The 15,671-nt window shown below is 40.7% G+C and carries 19 protein-coding genes; 4 read left to right on the forward strand and 15 right to left on the reverse strand.

Annotated features, from left to right (window positions below; translation table 11 throughout):
- The first annotated feature begins 75 nt into the window (after positions 1 to 75).
- From ACTWQB_RS00535 to ACTWQB_RS00545, 3 genes are all read left to right on the forward strand, one after another.
- The gene (locus tag ACTWQB_RS00535) at positions 76 to 837 is read left to right on the forward strand and encodes an ABC transporter ATP-binding protein (RefSeq protein ID WP_443137230.1); all 762 of its coding nucleotides are present in this window, start codon (positions 76 to 78) and stop codon (positions 835 to 837) included.
- On the forward strand, positions 827 to 2,782 hold the full coding sequence (locus ACTWQB_RS00540; protein WP_443137231.1) for an FtsX-like permease family protein: 1,956 nt from the start codon (positions 827 to 829) through the stop codon (positions 2,780 to 2,782). Before ACTWQB_RS00535 ends, ACTWQB_RS00540 begins: the two co-directional genes overlap by 11 nt.
- Positions 2,783 to 2,988: 206 nt before the next feature.
- Entirely contained in the window at positions 2,989 to 3,222 is a 234-nt protein-coding gene (locus ACTWQB_RS00545; RefSeq protein WP_443137232.1) for a hypothetical protein, read from the forward strand.
- On the opposite strand, the gene ACTWQB_RS00550 is transcribed toward ACTWQB_RS00545, so the two are convergent.
- From ACTWQB_RS00550 to ACTWQB_RS00560, 3 genes are read right to left on the reverse strand one after another with little or no spacing between them, the layout of a single operon-like run.
- Positions 3,200 to 3,697 (reverse strand): hypothetical protein, encoded by a 498-nt coding sequence (locus tag ACTWQB_RS00550; protein ID WP_443137233.1) that lies wholly within the window; start codon positions 3,695 to 3,697, stop codon positions 3,200 to 3,202. The two genes, ACTWQB_RS00545 and ACTWQB_RS00550, sit on opposite strands and share 23 nt — an antisense overlap.
- Before the next feature lie 46 nt (positions 3,698 to 3,743).
- Positions 3,744 to 3,968 (reverse strand): hypothetical protein, encoded by a 225-nt coding sequence (locus ACTWQB_RS00555; protein WP_443137234.1) that lies wholly within the window; start codon positions 3,966 to 3,968, stop codon positions 3,744 to 3,746.
- Positions 3,969 to 3,997: 29 nt separating this feature from the next.
- Positions 3,998 to 4,606 carry a DUF3267 domain-containing protein gene (locus ACTWQB_RS00560; protein ID WP_443137235.1) on the reverse strand — a complete coding sequence of 203 codons (609 nt, stop codon included), beginning with the start codon at positions 4,604 to 4,606 and terminating at the stop codon, positions 3,998 to 4,000.
- Between the two features lie 666 nt (positions 4,607 to 5,272).
- Here ACTWQB_RS00560 and ACTWQB_RS00565 point away from each other — a divergent pair.
- The gene (locus ACTWQB_RS00565; protein ID WP_443137236.1) at positions 5,273 to 5,683 is read left to right on the forward strand and encodes a hypothetical protein; all 411 of its coding nucleotides are present in this window, start codon (positions 5,273 to 5,275) and stop codon (positions 5,681 to 5,683) included.
- 35 nt (positions 5,684 to 5,718) lie between these two features.
- Here ACTWQB_RS00565 and ACTWQB_RS00570 read toward each other — a convergent pair whose 3' ends face one another.
- The 12 genes from ACTWQB_RS00570 to ACTWQB_RS00625 form a co-directional block, all read right to left on the reverse strand.
- Complete coding sequence (locus ACTWQB_RS00570; RefSeq protein ID WP_443137237.1) at positions 5,719 to 6,288, reverse strand: hypothetical protein; 570 nt, start codon at positions 6,286 to 6,288, stop codon at positions 5,719 to 5,721.
- 69 nt (positions 6,289 to 6,357) lie between these two features.
- Entirely contained in the window at positions 6,358 to 6,765 is a 408-nt protein-coding gene (locus tag ACTWQB_RS00575; RefSeq protein WP_443137238.1) for an NUDIX hydrolase, read from the reverse strand.
- Positions 6,766 to 6,782: 17 nt separating this feature from the next.
- Complete coding sequence (locus tag ACTWQB_RS00580; protein ID WP_443137239.1) at positions 6,783 to 7,196, reverse strand: nuclear transport factor 2 family protein; 414 nt, start codon at positions 7,194 to 7,196, stop codon at positions 6,783 to 6,785.
- A gap of 74 nt (positions 7,197 to 7,270) precedes the next feature.
- A complete protein-coding gene (locus ACTWQB_RS00585; RefSeq protein WP_443137240.1) occupies positions 7,271 to 8,122 on the reverse strand; it encodes a patatin-like phospholipase family protein in 852 nt (283 codons plus the stop codon).
- A gap of 26 nt (positions 8,123 to 8,148) precedes the next feature.
- Complete coding sequence (locus tag ACTWQB_RS00590; protein ID WP_443137241.1) at positions 8,149 to 8,634, reverse strand: hypothetical protein; 486 nt, start codon at positions 8,632 to 8,634, stop codon at positions 8,149 to 8,151.
- 222 nt (positions 8,635 to 8,856) lie between these two features.
- Positions 8,857 to 9,330 (reverse strand): hypothetical protein, encoded by a 474-nt coding sequence (locus ACTWQB_RS00595; protein ID WP_443137242.1) that lies wholly within the window; start codon positions 9,328 to 9,330, stop codon positions 8,857 to 8,859.
- 156 nt (positions 9,331 to 9,486) lie between these two features.
- Entirely contained in the window at positions 9,487 to 10,431 is a 945-nt protein-coding gene (locus ACTWQB_RS00600) for an acetamidase/formamidase family protein (RefSeq protein WP_443137243.1), read from the reverse strand.
- Positions 10,432 to 10,443: 12 nt separating this feature from the next.
- Entirely contained in the window at positions 10,444 to 10,740 is a 297-nt protein-coding gene (locus ACTWQB_RS00605) for a TIGR04104 family putative zinc finger protein (protein WP_443137244.1), read from the reverse strand.
- A 256-nt stretch (positions 10,741 to 10,996) separates the two neighbouring features.
- Positions 10,997 to 12,676 (reverse strand): CocE/NonD family hydrolase, encoded by a 1,680-nt coding sequence (locus tag ACTWQB_RS00610; RefSeq protein ID WP_443137245.1) that lies wholly within the window; start codon positions 12,674 to 12,676, stop codon positions 10,997 to 10,999.
- A 57-nt stretch (positions 12,677 to 12,733) separates the two neighbouring features.
- The gene (locus ACTWQB_RS00615) at positions 12,734 to 13,609 is read right to left on the reverse strand and encodes a glycine betaine ABC transporter substrate-binding protein (protein ID WP_443137246.1); all 876 of its coding nucleotides are present in this window, start codon (positions 13,607 to 13,609) and stop codon (positions 12,734 to 12,736) included.
- Between the two features lie 30 nt (positions 13,610 to 13,639).
- Positions 13,640 to 14,473: an ABC transporter permease gene (locus ACTWQB_RS00620; protein ID WP_443137247.1), complete on the reverse strand. Its 834-nt coding sequence runs from the start codon at positions 14,471 to 14,473 to the stop codon at positions 13,640 to 13,642.
- Positions 14,473 to 15,669 (reverse strand): quaternary amine ABC transporter ATP-binding protein, encoded by a 1,197-nt coding sequence (locus ACTWQB_RS00625; protein ID WP_443137248.1) that lies wholly within the window; start codon positions 15,667 to 15,669, stop codon positions 14,473 to 14,475. Before ACTWQB_RS00625 ends, ACTWQB_RS00620 begins: the two co-directional genes overlap by 1 nt.
- Positions 15,670 to 15,671 lie beyond the last annotated feature (2 nt).

Genomic DNA, 15,671 nt, shown 5'->3' on the forward strand with positions numbered 1-15,671 from the left:
TTAGGTAAAATGAAGGAAAAGACACCCATCCCCCCTTTACAATGAATTCAGATAAACGGAAAAGGAGTTTTTCACATGAGTCTACTTAAAGCTCACAAAATCCATAAAAGCTTTGGAAACAAATTTAATCGACAAGAAGTATTGAAAGGCATCGATTTGAACCTTGAAGAAGGTGAATTCGTTAGTATTATGGGGGCATCCGGTTCTGGTAAAACGACATTGCTGAACGTTCTATCATCCATTGATCAAGTCAGCCATGGGACGATCGAGGTAGACGGTAACCTGATTACGAGTATGAAATCGAAGAAGCTTGCAGAATTTCGCAAGCATCACCTCGGGTTTATTTTTCAAGAGTATAATCTACTTGACACTTTAACGGTAAAAGAGAACATCTTACTGCCACTATCCATTCAAAAGGTTTCAAAAAAGGAAGCCAGTGAACGTTTTGAAGACCTGGCAAATGAGCTTGGCATCTATGACGTGCGAGATAAATATCCAAATGAAATCTCTGGTGGGCAAAAACAGCGGACCTCTGCAGCACGTGCTTTCATTCATGAACCGAGTATTATTTTTGCTGATGAACCAACAGGGGCGCTCGATTCGAAGTCAGCTTCCAACTTATTAAATAAACTTAGCGATTTGAACGACAAACTAAAGGCAACGATCATGATGGTGACACACGACCCCGTGGCGGCAAGCTACAGTAAACGCGTTATTTTTATAAAAGATGGGCAAGTATACACACAACTTAATAAAGGCAATGAAGATAGACAAAGCTTCTTTCAGGACATTATGAAGACACAGGGCGTATTAGGTGGCGTGCAACATGAACGTTAATCAATTGATCCTACGCAACCTTAAGAAAAATTTAAGTAACTATTATTTGTATGTATTTGCCTTAATCTTTAGTGTCGCCATTTACTTTGCCTTTGTCACCCTGCAATACGATCCATCGATGGACCCTGCAACTGGTTCGATTAAAGGCCAAGCAGCTGTTAAGGCTGGATCAATTGTCCTGATCGTGATTGTAGGAGTTTTCTTGATTTATGCGAACAACTTATTTATTAAGCGCCGGAGCAGCGAGATTGGATTATTTCAGTTAATTGGGATGACGAAAGGACGAATTTTTCGCATCTTAAGTATCGAAAATTTTATTCTTTATTTTGCGTCCATGATCATCGGCCTTGTAATAGGTTTCTCGGTATCAAAATTAATTGTCATGATTGTGTTTAAAATTACAAACGTAGAAGCCGTCGCAACTTTAACCTTTTCTCAAGAAGCACTAGTTCAAACTGTTCTCGTCTTTTTCGGAATCTATTTACTGATTATGTTGACGAATTATATTTTTATTAAAAAACAAAGTATACTAGCCTTGTTCCAAGTTAGATCATCTACTGAAACCAAGGTTAAACGAATGTCCATTTGGCAAATGATCATTGGCTTTTTCGGAATTGCGATGATTGGCACAGGCTACTACGTGTCACAGATGTTATTCGACGGGGCATTTATGTCCATCCAAGAACTGTACATGGCGATGTTGTTCATCTTAGGGTCAGTCATTATCGGAACGTACTTGTTTTACAAAGGATCCGTCGCGTTTATTTTCCAACTCATCCGCAAGCAACAAAAGGGCTATTTGAACATCAACAAAGTCATGTCATTATCATCGATTATGTTCAGAATGAAATCGAATGCGTTATTACTAACGATTATTACGACCATCTCAGCTTTAGCGATTGGGTTATTAAGCTTAAGTTATATCTCTTACTACTCAGCTGAACAACTTGCTGAAGATTATGTCGTACACGATTTTGCGTTAGCAGATGAGGGGTCTGTTGAGGAATTTACAACTGTCTTGGAGAACAACGAGATCGACTACTCCATGACACAAATAGAAGTGATTCAATACGAGGCCAATGTTTCAGATATTTTAGAGCTTGATATAGATGAAGACCCGACGATCACCATGGACCCAAGCAGATTAACACTTCCGCTCGTCAGCGATGCCAACTTTGACCATATTGACGTAGCTCAAGGGGATACATTACTTACAGGCTACTCAGACTTAATGATGAGGTTCATGTCCATTAAGAATTCAGGTCAAATCACGTTGTTCGGGCAGAGCGACACGCATGAACTTGAGCAAACTGGCCTTAACCGTGAGTACCTAGTATCATCATATTATACTAATGGTGGAGGCATGCCGCTCGCAGTGGTTGATGAATCAACTTACGAGACATTACGTGCTGACATGGACCCGGACTACCAACGCAGCTCGCTCATGTTCACAGGAGTCGATGTTAGTGAGAGTGAGTTAGAAACTGCTAATGACTTATTTTTCAACCATGGCATTCATGAATTTGCTGGGAACGAGTCGCAACTTCAGTCGATTCGAGATCAAAAGATGAACATGGGACTTGTCATGTTTATCGTCGGCTTCCTTGGGCTAACTTTCCTTGTCACGTCAGGCTGCGTTCTTTACTTTAAACAAATGGATGAAAGCGAAAGTGAGAAACCTAGCTACACCGTCCTCAGAAAACTCGGGTTTACTCAATTTGACCTGTTAAAAGGAATCCAGTATAAGCAACTCTTTAACTTCGGAATCCCGCTAGCCATCGGGTTACTGCACAGTTATTTCGCCGTCCAATCAGGCTGGTTCTTCTTCGGATCCGAAGTTTGGACGCCAATGCTCTTGGTGATGGGACTCTATACCGGACTTTACTCTATTTTCGGAATCCTGTCGGTCATCTACTACCGAAAAGTCATCGGCGACGCATTGTAATGGTTAATTTATGAGAAAAAATTTTAATATGTAAGGAATTTTCCAGATTTATAAGGAAATTTTTAAATATATAAGGAAAAAATTAATTTTATAGGGAAAAATCCAGATTTATGAGGAAAACGGAACACCCACGCATAAAGGGTGTTCCGTTTTTTCCTCTTTTTGATATACTTGAATTCAATAGTTTGTTAGAAAGGGCGTTTTTGATGCTTAGAAAAATTGAACTCGCGATCTTTGGGATTGCCGCGTTGATCTTTGTTTTACATAACACATATGATGGATTTTCTTTATCGTCAACTAACTTATTCTTACTTATAGCCGTAGTGACAGGTGTGTCAGGGGCTTCTGCCTACAAAGAAGGCAAAAAAGCATTCGGTTATTTATACTTCTTAATATCATTCTTTGCACTCGTTTCGTTTACTGTTCAGATCCTAAGCTAACACGACGTTCAAAGAAAGTATTGAAATGATCTATACTATTAGCTAGATCTTGATGCATCCTTCTAAACTCATGATCTAGCTCCCTTCTTGATGCCCAATTCGATTCGCTTAACCTGGCCAACTTAATTTCAGCGTTGATTAAGTTATAACTTGTTAGAGCCAGCCACTCCTTGGTGGTTTCATTATAATTTTCCCGTACCATTAACGTCATGACATCTTCTCTTGCTGATGAGAGCAACAAGCCTATTTGATCTAAATATGCGTCATCCATTTCTACTGAATCATGGAGCCATTCCATATTGAATAAATCAACTACTGTCTCGGCTCGCATCACTGCCGCATCTTCCGTTGTGTCAGACTCTATTAATGTTTTTAAATTCTCAAGGTCTTCCTGCAAACCTGCTACCTCGCCAGTATCCGGTTCAAACTTATAATCCGATACACTAAGGAATGACTGCGGATATAACCGTGTCATCCCACCTATGAAAATAAATAGCATTACTAAAACAACAACTACTTTTTTAATAACGTACTCCCCTCTCGCACACTTGACCTCGTGACACCTTTGGTAATACTTTTTTCGTCGTCCAAACAGCAAGCGTAATAGACAACGCAAGCCCCGCGACATGGCTCAATGTATTTAGGCCGTCACTCTCAATACCGAACAGCGGTTGGATTAATGAAAAAATAATTAAGTATATAAACGTAAAAAGGGCAATTAAAAACGAATTTAAAAAACAGACCATGTTGACTCACCTCAGAACCATTATAACATCTATGCAGCTTTCCAGTATGTCTTAAAACCATTGTTAATGATCTGTCCTCCCTTAGGCACCTGTCTCATAATCATATAGGAATTCAGGAAATCGACAGATGATGAAACTCCATTTAAAACTATTAAAAACTTTAGAAATGGCGTCAATAAATCAAACCAAGCCAACACAAACGGCAGAATGACCGAAATCACTATAAACGGCGCAAACGAGACTAATAGAAAGCGAGATTTTGAGATGATATCTTCAGTTATAATAAACCCAGCCTGCCACGTAATCCCGAGGTACGTTTTTTCGGACCCTAAAAAGTTCGGCACAAACACAAAATGAATTAACTCATGAATGATGATCATGGCAAAAAATCCAAGTATATGCCAGATCGTAATCGCGAACTCAAACCCTTCTTTAGTAAAACCAAATTCACGCCAAGTGAGACCGTCTGCCAATATAATAACCGCTAAACTCATTACTAAGTTGACCAACATAAACGGGACTGAAATCAACGTTGCCTTCCCTATCGTTTTCGGCTCTTTTAACGGCGTCCAACCTTCCTGCTTCAGCGTTTGGTCATATTCTTCGTCTGCCTTTGGAATGCAAAATTTAAATTTCATAGTTTTTCTCCTTAAGTATGTACTTACAACATATACGAAGTGACCCTTAATTATGTTTCAAACAAGTTGATATCGATATTTATGGTATTCTATTGAAAGCTGCCCTGCCCCTATCGACAATTACGCCTCCCCTATCAACAAATAAGCTCTCTCTATCAACATTTGCGCGGCCCCTATCCACATTTCTACGTTCTCTATCGACATTCCAGCGCTCTCTATCGACAATTGCACCGTCCCTATCGACAATTCAACACTCTCTATCTACAATCGCGCCGACCCTATCGACATTCCAGCGCTCTCTATCTACAATCGCGCCGACCCTATCGACATTCCAGCATTCTCTATCGACAATTGCACCGTCCCTATCGACATTCCAGCATTCTCTATCGACAATTGCACCGTCCCTATCGACGTTTCAGCGCTCTCTATCTACAATCGCGCCGACCCTATCGACATTCCAGCGCTCTCTATCTACAATCGCGCCGACCCTATCGACAATTGAACGTTCTCTATCAACATTAGCTCACTTTCTATCGACTTTCACACGCTTTCTATTAATAAAAGGTTGGTTGTCCACCCGTGTACGGACAAACAGTACATGGAACATGTTGAAATCCACCTTCAAAACTGGTAAAATTTTCACCAAATCAAGGTTCGGAGGAAAATATGAAAAAGAATCTCATTCTATCATCAATTATTCTCGTTGTCGCAGTTGCCTCAATCATTTGGTTCCAAAGCTCAAATAAATCTTGGGCAGTTGAATCTCTCAAAATAAATCAAGATGACCTTCCATTATCAGAAGAACAGGCTCAGGCCATCGCCAACCGTCATATCGAAGGGCGACTCAACACCTATTTACCTAACCAGGATTCGCCCTGGGACACACCGCCTGGTATTAAATGGTCTGATGCCCCACATGAAAAAATTGATGTCGTAACAGATCACGGTAATTATTTCGCGGTCGAATTCAGACATAGAGGTGACTTTTGCGATCAGAAATTCGTTCACGTCGAGAAAGAGACAGGACACGTCCTAAAGGTGCAGAATGGTTACAGTGACCATGAAGCCTGTAATTAAACAAAACCCACTACATCGGTTGTAGTGGGTTTAATCTAGTAAGCTCTCTTTTTTAGATGAAAAATATCTTCATCATGATCCATTAATTTATGTTGTATATATTCTGTCTTCTCATTTAAACTATCGAGTCCTTTTTTCAACTCAGCCTGGCCTTCTTTCAGGTCTTGTTGACCCTGTTTTAGCTCAACATGGTTAAGTCTTAATTCGTCATGACTGATTTTTAGTTCATTGTGGCTCACTCTTAACTCATCGTGGCTCTGCCTTAATTCATCGTGGCTCACTCTTAACTCATCGTGGCTCTGCCTTAATTCATTGTGGCTCACTCTTAACTCATCGTGGCTCTGCCTTAATTCATCGTGGCTCACTCTTAACTCATCGTGGCTTTCTCTTAACTCATCATGACTTAACCTTAATTTATCGTGGCTTTCTCTCAATTCATCATGACTTTGTTTTAGTTCTTGAATGCTTTGAGTGTTCTGATCAACCTTCTCAGATAAGACTTTCACTTCACTGTCTAGGTTGTCGACCTTCTCTTCCAAGCCACTAAACTTGTCCGACAACTCACGAATTTCCTGCATAATCATACTAAATTCTTTCGTTTCCAATTGAGGTCCTCTTCCCTTCAATTAGTATTCTAAACTAATTATACTATGGAGCCCCTCAGACATAAACAGTTAAAATTCGACAAAAACAGGCTGTGCCGCTTCATCTAAACAAGCCTCAATTCGCTCTCTAAAGTTCGCAAACGTCACCATATCTAACGCTTCTTGGATAGGGAAAAATCCGACCTCTAAACTTTCTGGACTTGTCGTGGGCTCACCACCGACTGCTTTACATAAAAATAATGTATTGCAGATCGATCGCTCAACGTTTTGATAAATTCCGCAGAACTTTAACACCTCGACGTCGATACCTGATTCCTCTTTCGTTTCTCGTATGGCCGCTTCTTCTAACGACTCGCCTTCTTCAACTTGACCACCAGGCATCTCCCAACCTCGCCTAGGCCCTTTAATCAATAACAACTCATTGTTCTCATTTAATACAACCGTCGCGGCCGAAACAATATGCTTCGGTGGATACATTTCGGTTCCCCCTAATCCTATGTATGAACTTTTTGATCACTACTAAAACCGTTCTCGATATACTCTCGAATCTTCTTCCATTCCCCATTCTCTTGACGGAAGGTTTCGGTGAATAATAAATTTGAGTTCGTTAGTTTTCCGTCAATTTCAAACGTCACCCAAAACACGGCGACACCTTCTTGCTGACTATTAATTACGGTTAAAACATCCTCGAAGTACCATTTAGGATTACGGCCTTCAAATTGTTTGTAAGCCTGAATCCAACCTTCTTTGGAACCCTCACTTCCCCAGTCTGACACTTCACCATCTGGATTAGCCCAACGAACCTTAAGCTCATCAGAATTATGCGAAGCTATTCGATTCGCATCCGTACTGTTCCAAGACTCACGATACTCTACTATAAACTCATTGAAATTTTTCAATAGTTCCATTACACACACTCCTTGATCTACTTCTACATAATGGAAACAAATTCCTTTATCTACAATGAGCCGCGTTTGGTACTCTAGGCTCCTAAAAACTCCTTCAACTGATGTTCCATGCCTTTCACATCTTGATACCCTTGATGATACAAAGCAGTTAACTTATTTTTATTCCGCTCAACCCGACCGACTTTTAACTTTTCAGACGGACAGATCACAAATACGTTGCCTTTTTCCTCTTGATCAAATATGTAGTCCGTTAAGTCATTGTAGACCTCATGACGTTTCTCCATCGCGTCCAACAACCCAGGAAAGTCAGCATACTTCTTTCGCATATACTTCATAAACGACTGAGGCTTTTTATAATAGCCACGGTTACGCGTTAAAACGACCACGTTCTTCGTATTACCATCCTTCTCAGACTGCTTAATTGGAATTGGTGTAGCAATCCCGCCATCCATTAAATAGCGCCCATCAAATTCAACCATCGGCGCGAACATCGGAAGAGAACTCGAAGCCCGAAGCAACGTCACGACATCAGTTGGATACTCCGATTTTTTATAAAACAAGGCCTCACCCGTCACACAATCCGTAACGCCAATGACAAACTCTTCATCCGCTTCATAGTAAGCGTCAAAATCAAACGGCGCAAGCTTATTTGGTAACGTATCAAATAAAAAATCCATCCCGAAAATTTGCCGCTTCTTAATCCAGTTACGCAACGATAAATACTCTGGATGGTTCACAAAATCAATATTCACCGTCCGATTACGGTCAATCTGCCTGGATAAATAAGACGAGCCGTTACACGCCCCCGCCGAAACCCCTATCGTATATGGTAAGTAAATATTCTGGTCCATTAAGTAGTGAAGCACGCCAGCCGTATAAACGCCTCGGCTACCTCCACCCTCTAGTACTAATCCTGTTTGGTCCAATGAAATCCCCTCTTGTTTCTCTAAAGTTAGTTACGTAAATTTTCCCATTCGACGTCCTGTTCTTCAAGTAATTCCTCAACCAGTTGGACGGGGTTAATATCTTCCTTTGACTCATACGTTCCATCATGTTGAACCAAATCCTCATTTAAAGAGAATGACATGGTCTTATGCTGTGTATGTCGCTCTTGTACTTCAACCTCATATGAAATGGTGATTCTATATTTTGGGTGATCCAGAAGATTGTCAACTTCCTTTAATCTAATCGATTCAAGGCCCTCTAAAAATGTTTGCGCACCTTCTTTTTTCAGTGTTGTCTCAGCAACTCGGTCAGGGTACCTCGGATATTCCGGTTCATCTTCCTCAAACTTTGTCACTATTATTCCCAAGACCTCACCGCCATCCAATTGATCCTGAACTTTTTCGCCAAAGGTCGTATGTTTTTGAGTTTGAATAAATATATAAAGTCCTAACACCCCTATAATCGCGGTAATGATAAGTATGTTTTGCTTCATACGCTCCCCCTTTAACCCCAATAAAATTCAAATCTATTTGGCCTCTTTTTCAAGATTATCGGCCCGTTTTCAAATTTTTACGGCCCCTTTTTGAGATTTTACGGCCTGATTTTAAAAATATACGGCCTGTTCACAAGAATTAACGGCCCGTTTATGTCATGGCTTTCTCACCACATATGTAACTGCGTTTGTTTTTAAAGCATAGACTTATTCCCCTAACCACTACCGCATTTCCTCTATTTCAACCCCCTCTTCATCGAAGAAGGTTTCTAAAATTTCAACAGGATTGGCATCTTTAACTTCATAAGGTCGATTCATAAAAATCTGATCCTCACTTACTGACATCATTAACATGCGTTCTTGAAAATGATTATTGTTCACTTCCTTTTTGTAGGTCAACCGAAGCTGATATCTGGCATTCGTCATTATCTCATCGACTTTTGTTAATTCGAGTGAATCTAACTCTTCAAATAAATTTGAAATCCCATCAGCTGACATGGTCATATGTGAAGCAGCCACGTGATTCTCCGTCTGCTCATCAAAAACCGTCACATCTAGTTGCACAAACTCCGCGTTCTCACCAAGGCGTTTCTCGAGCTCCTCACCCATGACCGTATGTTTATCAAATTGAATAACTATGTATAAAGCCAACACGGACGCTAACACGACCGCAGTAATGATGTTTTCCTTTTTCATGTGCTCCTCCTACTCTACTGGTGGCATAGTACCATTTCACCTGCCGCAAACTCTGACGTTGCGCACTCCTCGTAATTTGTTTCATCTATCTTCTTGAATTTTATAGGCATGTAGTTGCCTCCTTAGAAATAGCCCCATTCAAAGACGGGGCCAAGATCACTTTTTAAAAATCTTCTGTGGTAAGTATGCGGATACTAAATAATTCGGTACGTCCACAATTTCACTAATTTTCAGGTCCACCGCAACACTTGATAAGGCATATGCTTCTTGGTCACTCAGCCCGTATGTTTCTGTTAAGTGTTCGATCATATATTCAACTGCCTTTTTCGAAGCCACCATTAGGTCATCACTATGGCCTGTCGTAACATAATAGCCTTGTTCATCCAAACCTGTTGTCAACGGACCCGGCGTGATAAAACGAGGCTCTTGAATCGATTTCCCTTTATGCAGTTTAAACTTTAACTGAATTTCCATTGGTGCTTCAATTGCAGTTCCACAAACCTCACCATCACCTTGAGCAGCATGCGTATCACCGACAGAAAACAACGCCCCCTCAACCCAAACAGGAAGCAACAAACGTGTCCCCTTGGTTAGATGACGAATATCCATGTTGCCACCATTCTGGCGCGGCGGCACCACACTATGTGCACCTTCATCAGATAGCGCAACTCCAATCGTGCCAGGAAATGGCTTTGTCGGAATCTCAATCCCATCCGCAAACTGAGCCTTATTCTGATTATCCAAATCCCACACCTTCAAATATGGATCTGGAAATTTATCGGCTAAAAGCCCAAACCCAGGAATAATCGCGGTCCATCCCCAACTCATCGTTCCAAAATGCTCAATCTCCACTTCAAGTGTGTCACCTGGCTTGGCCCCTTCAACATAGACCGGACCCGTCACAGGATTCACATTATCAAAATCTAAATTCGCCACATCCTCAGCCGATGATTTTCTAAACAACTGACCCCCAGATGCATCAAACACTTCAAAATTCACACTCACACCTGGCTGAACCGATGACACCGGCACTATACTTTTATCCCAAACCGTGTGATGGTGATGCGAATGGATCGTATGCTTTCCATGTGAATGCGTCAAAGTTTCATCTCCTTAAAATAATGGTTGTTGATGGTCGGTGAATTTCAATAAAAAAGGTTGTGGTGATAGAACTGCTGGAATACCCACAACTAAAAGTAATAATTGACCCAAAAAGTTGTCTGGTAGATTGAGTGCTATGAAGATAAAAAACATAAGTGGCAAAAATAGAAAGTATGTCTTTCTTATCGAATCAATCGTGACATACTGCATTTCTCCACAATCAGGACACTTTTTCTTCCAACCGAAAATAAACATTAATTCGTGCCACCAAAACTGGTAATTACAATTCCAACACGTTGGCAACTTCATATAATCACCTCTAGTTTAATTATACCATTATATGTAAGAATTTTCAGTTTTCTTACGTTAAAAATTTCACACAACACATGATTTTATCAATGAGCGACACTGAAGCTCTATTCACGTACACTTGACTGTATTTGAGTGACACTTGTCCCCCATTTCAGTGACAGTACTCTGCATTTGAACGAACTTGCATTCATTTCACCGACAAATCTATCTACTAAAAAGTAAACCCCGGCCTCGGCCGGGGTTTTGCCTCCTACTAATCTTGTATGACAGGTAACACGATGTGCGACGGGTAGTCTGCACCCTTGTAAATCTTTTGTTTCGCTTTGACTGTTTTTGTTGTATCAAAAAGCGTGTCCCCAGTATTCGGGTTCGGATCATACATCGGGAAGTTACTAGATGTCACCTGTAACCGAATGGAGTGACCCTTCTTAAATAGCTGACTCGTTGCCCAGAGGTCGATTTCATACTTGTAGATCTCATCCTCTTCTAATGGTCCATGAACGGAATCTGTTCTGATGATTCCTTCTGTTACGTTAATCGACGTTCCATCAGGAAGTACATCGGTCAACTTCACAACAAAATCAGTACTCACTGCATCAGTTGCCGCATAAAGATTAAACGTAACTGGTCCTGTCACCTCAAGGTCCTCATCTAACGGCGCTGTTGTGTACACTAATACTTCATCACGCTTCTCCACGTCGTTTTGTGCTAAAGGCCCTGTGTTGATCCCATGAATGAATAATGATGGTCCACCCTTTGTCGGAACCGGGTTTTCAGGGTCATAGATATAAGAATCACACATTAACTTATCAGGTTTCTCAAATGTCAACGTTTCACCAGCACCTAAAAACAACGGACGATATGTCGTGCGAGCTAATGGCCATTCGTACTCGTTACGCCACTCGTTTGCCCCCATCACAAATAATATAATAGGTGCACTCTCATCGAACACTCCACTCTCGTCACCTTTTAGCCATTGATCAAACCATTTCAAATGAAGTGATGTGACATCATCCACACCATCAATTAAGTCACCAGAGGCTTCGAGACCAAAGTACCGCTCACCAAAGTACGGGGTGAACACGCCATGCCCCCAAGGTCCAATGATTAACTGCTGATCACCACGATGATGCTTCTCTAATTCTACAAAATTATTAATCGTCGCTTGTAAAAAGCAGTCATACCAACCTGCCATATGGAAGGCCGGCACCTTCACATCATCAATAGACACACCATCTAAATCTGACAACTCACCATTAATATAAGTTTTATACAACTCCTGTAGTTCAGGGTGCTTCATCGCAGGTGGCCATTCTTTAAACGGAAAATGGCTATGCCAATCTAATATACTATTTAAATCCTCCACCAGTCTTTGAGAGGTTTTACCATACGTCTCTGAATCTTGCTTTCTTTTTAAGTAGTCTGGTGCGACTGAATCTAGAATCCATGTCTCAAGCTTTGCGAGTTCATTAGCGCCACCTCGCTTGGAAAAGTCACGTCCAATGTTGTGTCCTGTAAAAGCTGGGAAGATCGCTTTTAGTGATGGTGGTTGTGTCATAGCGGCTAACATCTGGGTAAAGCCATAATAAGATAAGCCAAACATTCCTACGTTCCCATTGCTATAAGGTAGAGAAGCTGCCCATTCTACAGAGTCGTAGCCATCTTCAAACTCTTGTGTAAAAGGGGTAAACTCTCCCTCAGAACTAAAACGACCACGAACATCTTGTATAATCACCACATAACCATTCAACGCCATGCGAATCGGGTCTATATAACGGTGCGAGAAGTTTGGTAGATTTTTATTGTAAGGAAGACGAGATAATAGAACCGGGTATTCCACGTCACCTTCAGGCCTATACACATTCGCATATAGTGTCACCCCATCGCGCAATTGACACGGAACATCTCGCTCAATAATCACTTGTTCACTCATTTAGAACCCTCCATGTGGTAAAAGGCCTGTATCAGTTAAGATACAGACCTTTTCTAATTAATTACCTAGCATTTCATCTACTTTATCTTGATTTTCATCAATCCACTCTTGAGCAACTTCAAGCTCATCTTGTCCATCTTCAATCTTCACAATCATTTCCTCAACATCTTCTAGAGGAATACTCCAGTTTTGTAAAAACTCATATACTTCTGGAGCCTTATCTTCTAACTCATTATTAGCTAAAACATGAACATCAGAAGGTGTAAAGTAACCATAATCATCTTCAATGACTTCAATATCTAACTTATTGAACATCGTATGTGGTCTCCAGCCATAGAAAATCACTGGGTTATCCTGATTGATTTCTCTTTGAGCTTGTGCAATCATACCACCTTCAGATGATGTAACAAGTTCTAAATCTAAATCTGCTTCTTCAATTAGCTCACGCATCATTTCAGTCGCACTTGCGCCTTCTTCAATACCATAGATCTTGTTACCAAATTCATCTTCGCGACCTTTTAAGTCACTAACTGTCTCAATACCTTCAACATAAGTTGGAATAACTAATCCAGAATCTGCATCTGCATAACTAGTTGCAACATTTTCAATTGAATCTTCATACTCAGCAAATTGGTTTTCGTGTGCTGGCATCCATGAATCCATAAATACATCTAAGTCGCCACGTGAAAGTCCAACGAATGTCGAGCTAACGTCAGCTTGAGTTTCCTCAACCTCATAACCCATGTCCTCAATAATAATACGAGCTACCTTAGTTGGAGGAACTGTACTCGTCCATGGTGTCACTGCAAACGTAATTGTGCCCTTCTCTTCAGCATTTTCGCTTCCGTCACTACTACCTTCTTCATCACTTGATCCACATGCTGCTAAAACTACTAAACTTAATGCCATTAGTGCTAAAATAAACTTTCTCATGAAATCTCCCTTTCTATTGTTTGTTTTGATTTATGCTCTACCTTGACCAAGTCCTTGTGTTATACGGTCAAGTACAATCGCTAATACTACAATTCCCAAACCACTGACTAAGCCTAAACCGATGTTGACACGAGAAATCGCTGTTAAAACCGATGCACCTAAACCTGGTGCTCCGATCATAGAGGCGATCACCGCCATCGATAGAGATAACATTATCGTTTGGTTAACCCCAGCCATGATACTTGGCACAGCTAAAGGTAACTGAACTTTAAATAGTAGCTGGCTTTTCGTTGAACCAAAAGCACGAGAAGCTTCAACCACTTCTTTTGATACACTCCGAATTCCTAAGTTCGTCATACGGACAGCTGGAGGTGCTGCGAAAATAAACGTCGCAATAACAGCCGGCACTCCACCTAGACCGAATAATAGAACTGCCGGTATTAAGTACACGAAACTCGGAAGTGTCTGCATGAAGTCCAAGATTGGTCGTACAACATTTTGTATTCTATTGTTCATCGCACTTAAAATACCAATAGGAACTCCAATGACTAACGACACAAACGTCGCTACTATTACAATCGCTAATGTTTGCATCGATTCATCCCATATACCAACTGAACCGATAAATAGAAAACCAATAATGGTAAATAGTGCCATGCCTTTCCCTGCAAACTTCCATGCAATTAATGCTAAAAGTAATGTAAATAATTCAGCTGGAATGAATAAAAGTAAATCGGTTACCCCACCAATAAAGGCGTTCAACCCTTTACTTACTGCATCAAACGTGTTGCTAAAAGTTGGTAAAAACCAACCATCCACAAACATATTCGTCCATTTTTCTAGAGGTAAGTAAAAGTAATCCATTAGTTCGTCACCTCAACTTTCTCTTTACCGAGAACTAACCCCGATAATATAGATACGCGAGATACGATCCCAACTAGCTTTCCATCATCTACAACTGCAATTGGGTATTTCGCATCTGCCGCTACACCAATTAAGTCATTTAACGGTGTTTCAGGTGTTGTCTGATGAACGTCCGTGTTTAGAACGTCTTCCATTGAGATATTTTCTTTATAAGCACGAATCGCATCATCAATCGTTAATAGACCTTTGAAACTGTCATCACGATCCACCACAAAGATACTGGATGCACCGACTTCTTCCATTTTACGTACCGCCATGCGTGGCCCATCTTTATATGTTGTTAACACTTCAGGCTTTCTCATAACAGTTGCCGCGTCTAATACCTTCGAACGGTCAACATCTTTAACAAAGTTGCTAACATAATCGTTTGCCGGATTTTCTAATATATCCTCCGAAGTACCTACTTGCACGATCTGACCATCTTTCATAATCGCAATTCGATCACCTAATTTTAACGCCTCATCTAAATCGTGGGTAATGAATAAGATCGTTTTATCTAACTTATGTTGAAGCTTCAATAACTCATCTTGCATCTCTTTACGGATAAGGGGGTCCAAGGCACTGAAAGCTTCATCCATTAGTAAAATATCTGTATCATTCGCAAGTGCTCTTGCTAAACCAACACGTTGCTGCATACCACCACTTAGCTCGTTAGGGTAGCTGTTTTCATAACCTTTTAAGCCAACATCTTCAATGGACTTTTGCGCTCTCTCTTCACGCTCAGCTTTTCCCACGCCTTGAATTTCTAGACCGTATGCCACATTTCCAATAACCGTACGGTGCGGGAATAACCCGAAATTTTGAAACACCATGCCAAGTTTTTGGCGACGCGTTTCAATCAGTTGTTCCTTTTTCATCTTCGTAATATCATCACCATCTATTAACACTTCACCGTCAGTCGGTTCGATCAAGCGGTTTACTAAACGAATAAGTGTAGATTTACCACTACCGGATAAACCCATAATGACGAAAAATTCACCACTCTTAACTTCAAAAGAAGCTTTGTTAACACCTACTGTATTACCTGTCTGATTAAGTATGTCGTCTTTTGAGTAACCTTCTGCTAACATCTTCAAGCCCTGTTTAGGATGCGACCCGAAGACCTTCGTTAAATTATTAACTGCAATTTTACTCATCA

The organism is Piscibacillus sp. B03, from assembly GCF_052246295.1.
Lineage (GTDB): Bacteria > Bacillota > Bacilli > Bacillales > Alkalibacillaceae > Piscibacillus.

What these genes read in the sequence shown, in the direction of transcription:
- ACTWQB_RS00535 (WP_443137230.1), top strand. Translation starts at nt 76, where the DNA reads ATGAGTCTACTTAAAGCTCACAAAATCCATAAAAGCTTTGGAAACAAA.
- ACTWQB_RS00540 (WP_443137231.1), top strand. Translation starts at nt 827, where the DNA reads ATGAACGTTAATCAATTGATCCTACGCAACCTTAAGAAAAATTTAAGT.
- ACTWQB_RS00545 (WP_443137232.1), top strand. Translation starts at nt 2,989, where the DNA reads ATGCTTAGAAAAATTGAACTCGCGATCTTTGGGATTGCCGCGTTGATC.
- ACTWQB_RS00550 (WP_443137233.1), bottom strand. Translation starts at nt 3,697, where the DNA reads ATGACACGGTTATATCCGCAGTCATTCCTTAGTGTATCGGATTATAAG.
- ACTWQB_RS00555 (WP_443137234.1), bottom strand. Translation starts at nt 3,968, where the DNA reads ATGGTCTGTTTTTTAAATTCGTTTTTAATTGCCCTTTTTACGTTTATA.
- ACTWQB_RS00560 (WP_443137235.1), bottom strand. Translation starts at nt 4,606, where the DNA reads ATGAAATTTAAATTTTGCATTCCAAAGGCAGACGAAGAATATGACCAA.
- ACTWQB_RS00565 (WP_443137236.1), top strand. Translation starts at nt 5,273, where the DNA reads ATGAAAAAGAATCTCATTCTATCATCAATTATTCTCGTTGTCGCAGTT.
- ACTWQB_RS00575 (WP_443137238.1), bottom strand. Translation starts at nt 6,765, where the DNA reads ATGTATCCACCGAAGCATATTGTTTCGGCCGCGACGGTTGTATTAAAT.
- ACTWQB_RS00580 (WP_443137239.1), bottom strand. Translation starts at nt 7,196, where the DNA reads ATGGAACTATTGAAAAATTTCAATGAGTTTATAGTAGAGTATCGTGAG.
- ACTWQB_RS00590 (WP_443137241.1), bottom strand. Translation starts at nt 8,634, where the DNA reads ATGAAGCAAAACATACTTATCATTACCGCGATTATAGGGGTGTTAGGA.
- ACTWQB_RS00595 (WP_443137242.1), bottom strand. Translation starts at nt 9,330, where the DNA reads ATGAAAAAGGAAAACATCATTACTGCGGTCGTGTTAGCGTCCGTGTTG.
- ACTWQB_RS00605 (WP_443137244.1), bottom strand. Translation starts at nt 10,740, where the DNA reads ATGAAGTTGCCAACGTGTTGGAATTGTAATTACCAGTTTTGGTGGCAC.
- ACTWQB_RS00610 (WP_443137245.1), bottom strand. Translation starts at nt 12,676, where the DNA reads ATGAGTGAACAAGTGATTATTGAGCGAGATGTTCCGTGTCAATTGCGC.
- ACTWQB_RS00615 (WP_443137246.1), bottom strand. Translation starts at nt 13,609, where the DNA reads ATGAGAAAGTTTATTTTAGCACTAATGGCATTAAGTTTAGTAGTTTTA.
- ACTWQB_RS00620 (WP_443137247.1), bottom strand. Translation starts at nt 14,473, where the DNA reads ATGGATTACTTTTACTTACCTCTAGAAAAATGGACGAATATGTTTGTG.
- ACTWQB_RS00625 (WP_443137248.1), bottom strand. Translation starts at nt 15,669, where the DNA reads ATGAGTAAAATTGCAGTTAATAATTTAACGAAGGTCTTCGGGTCGCAT.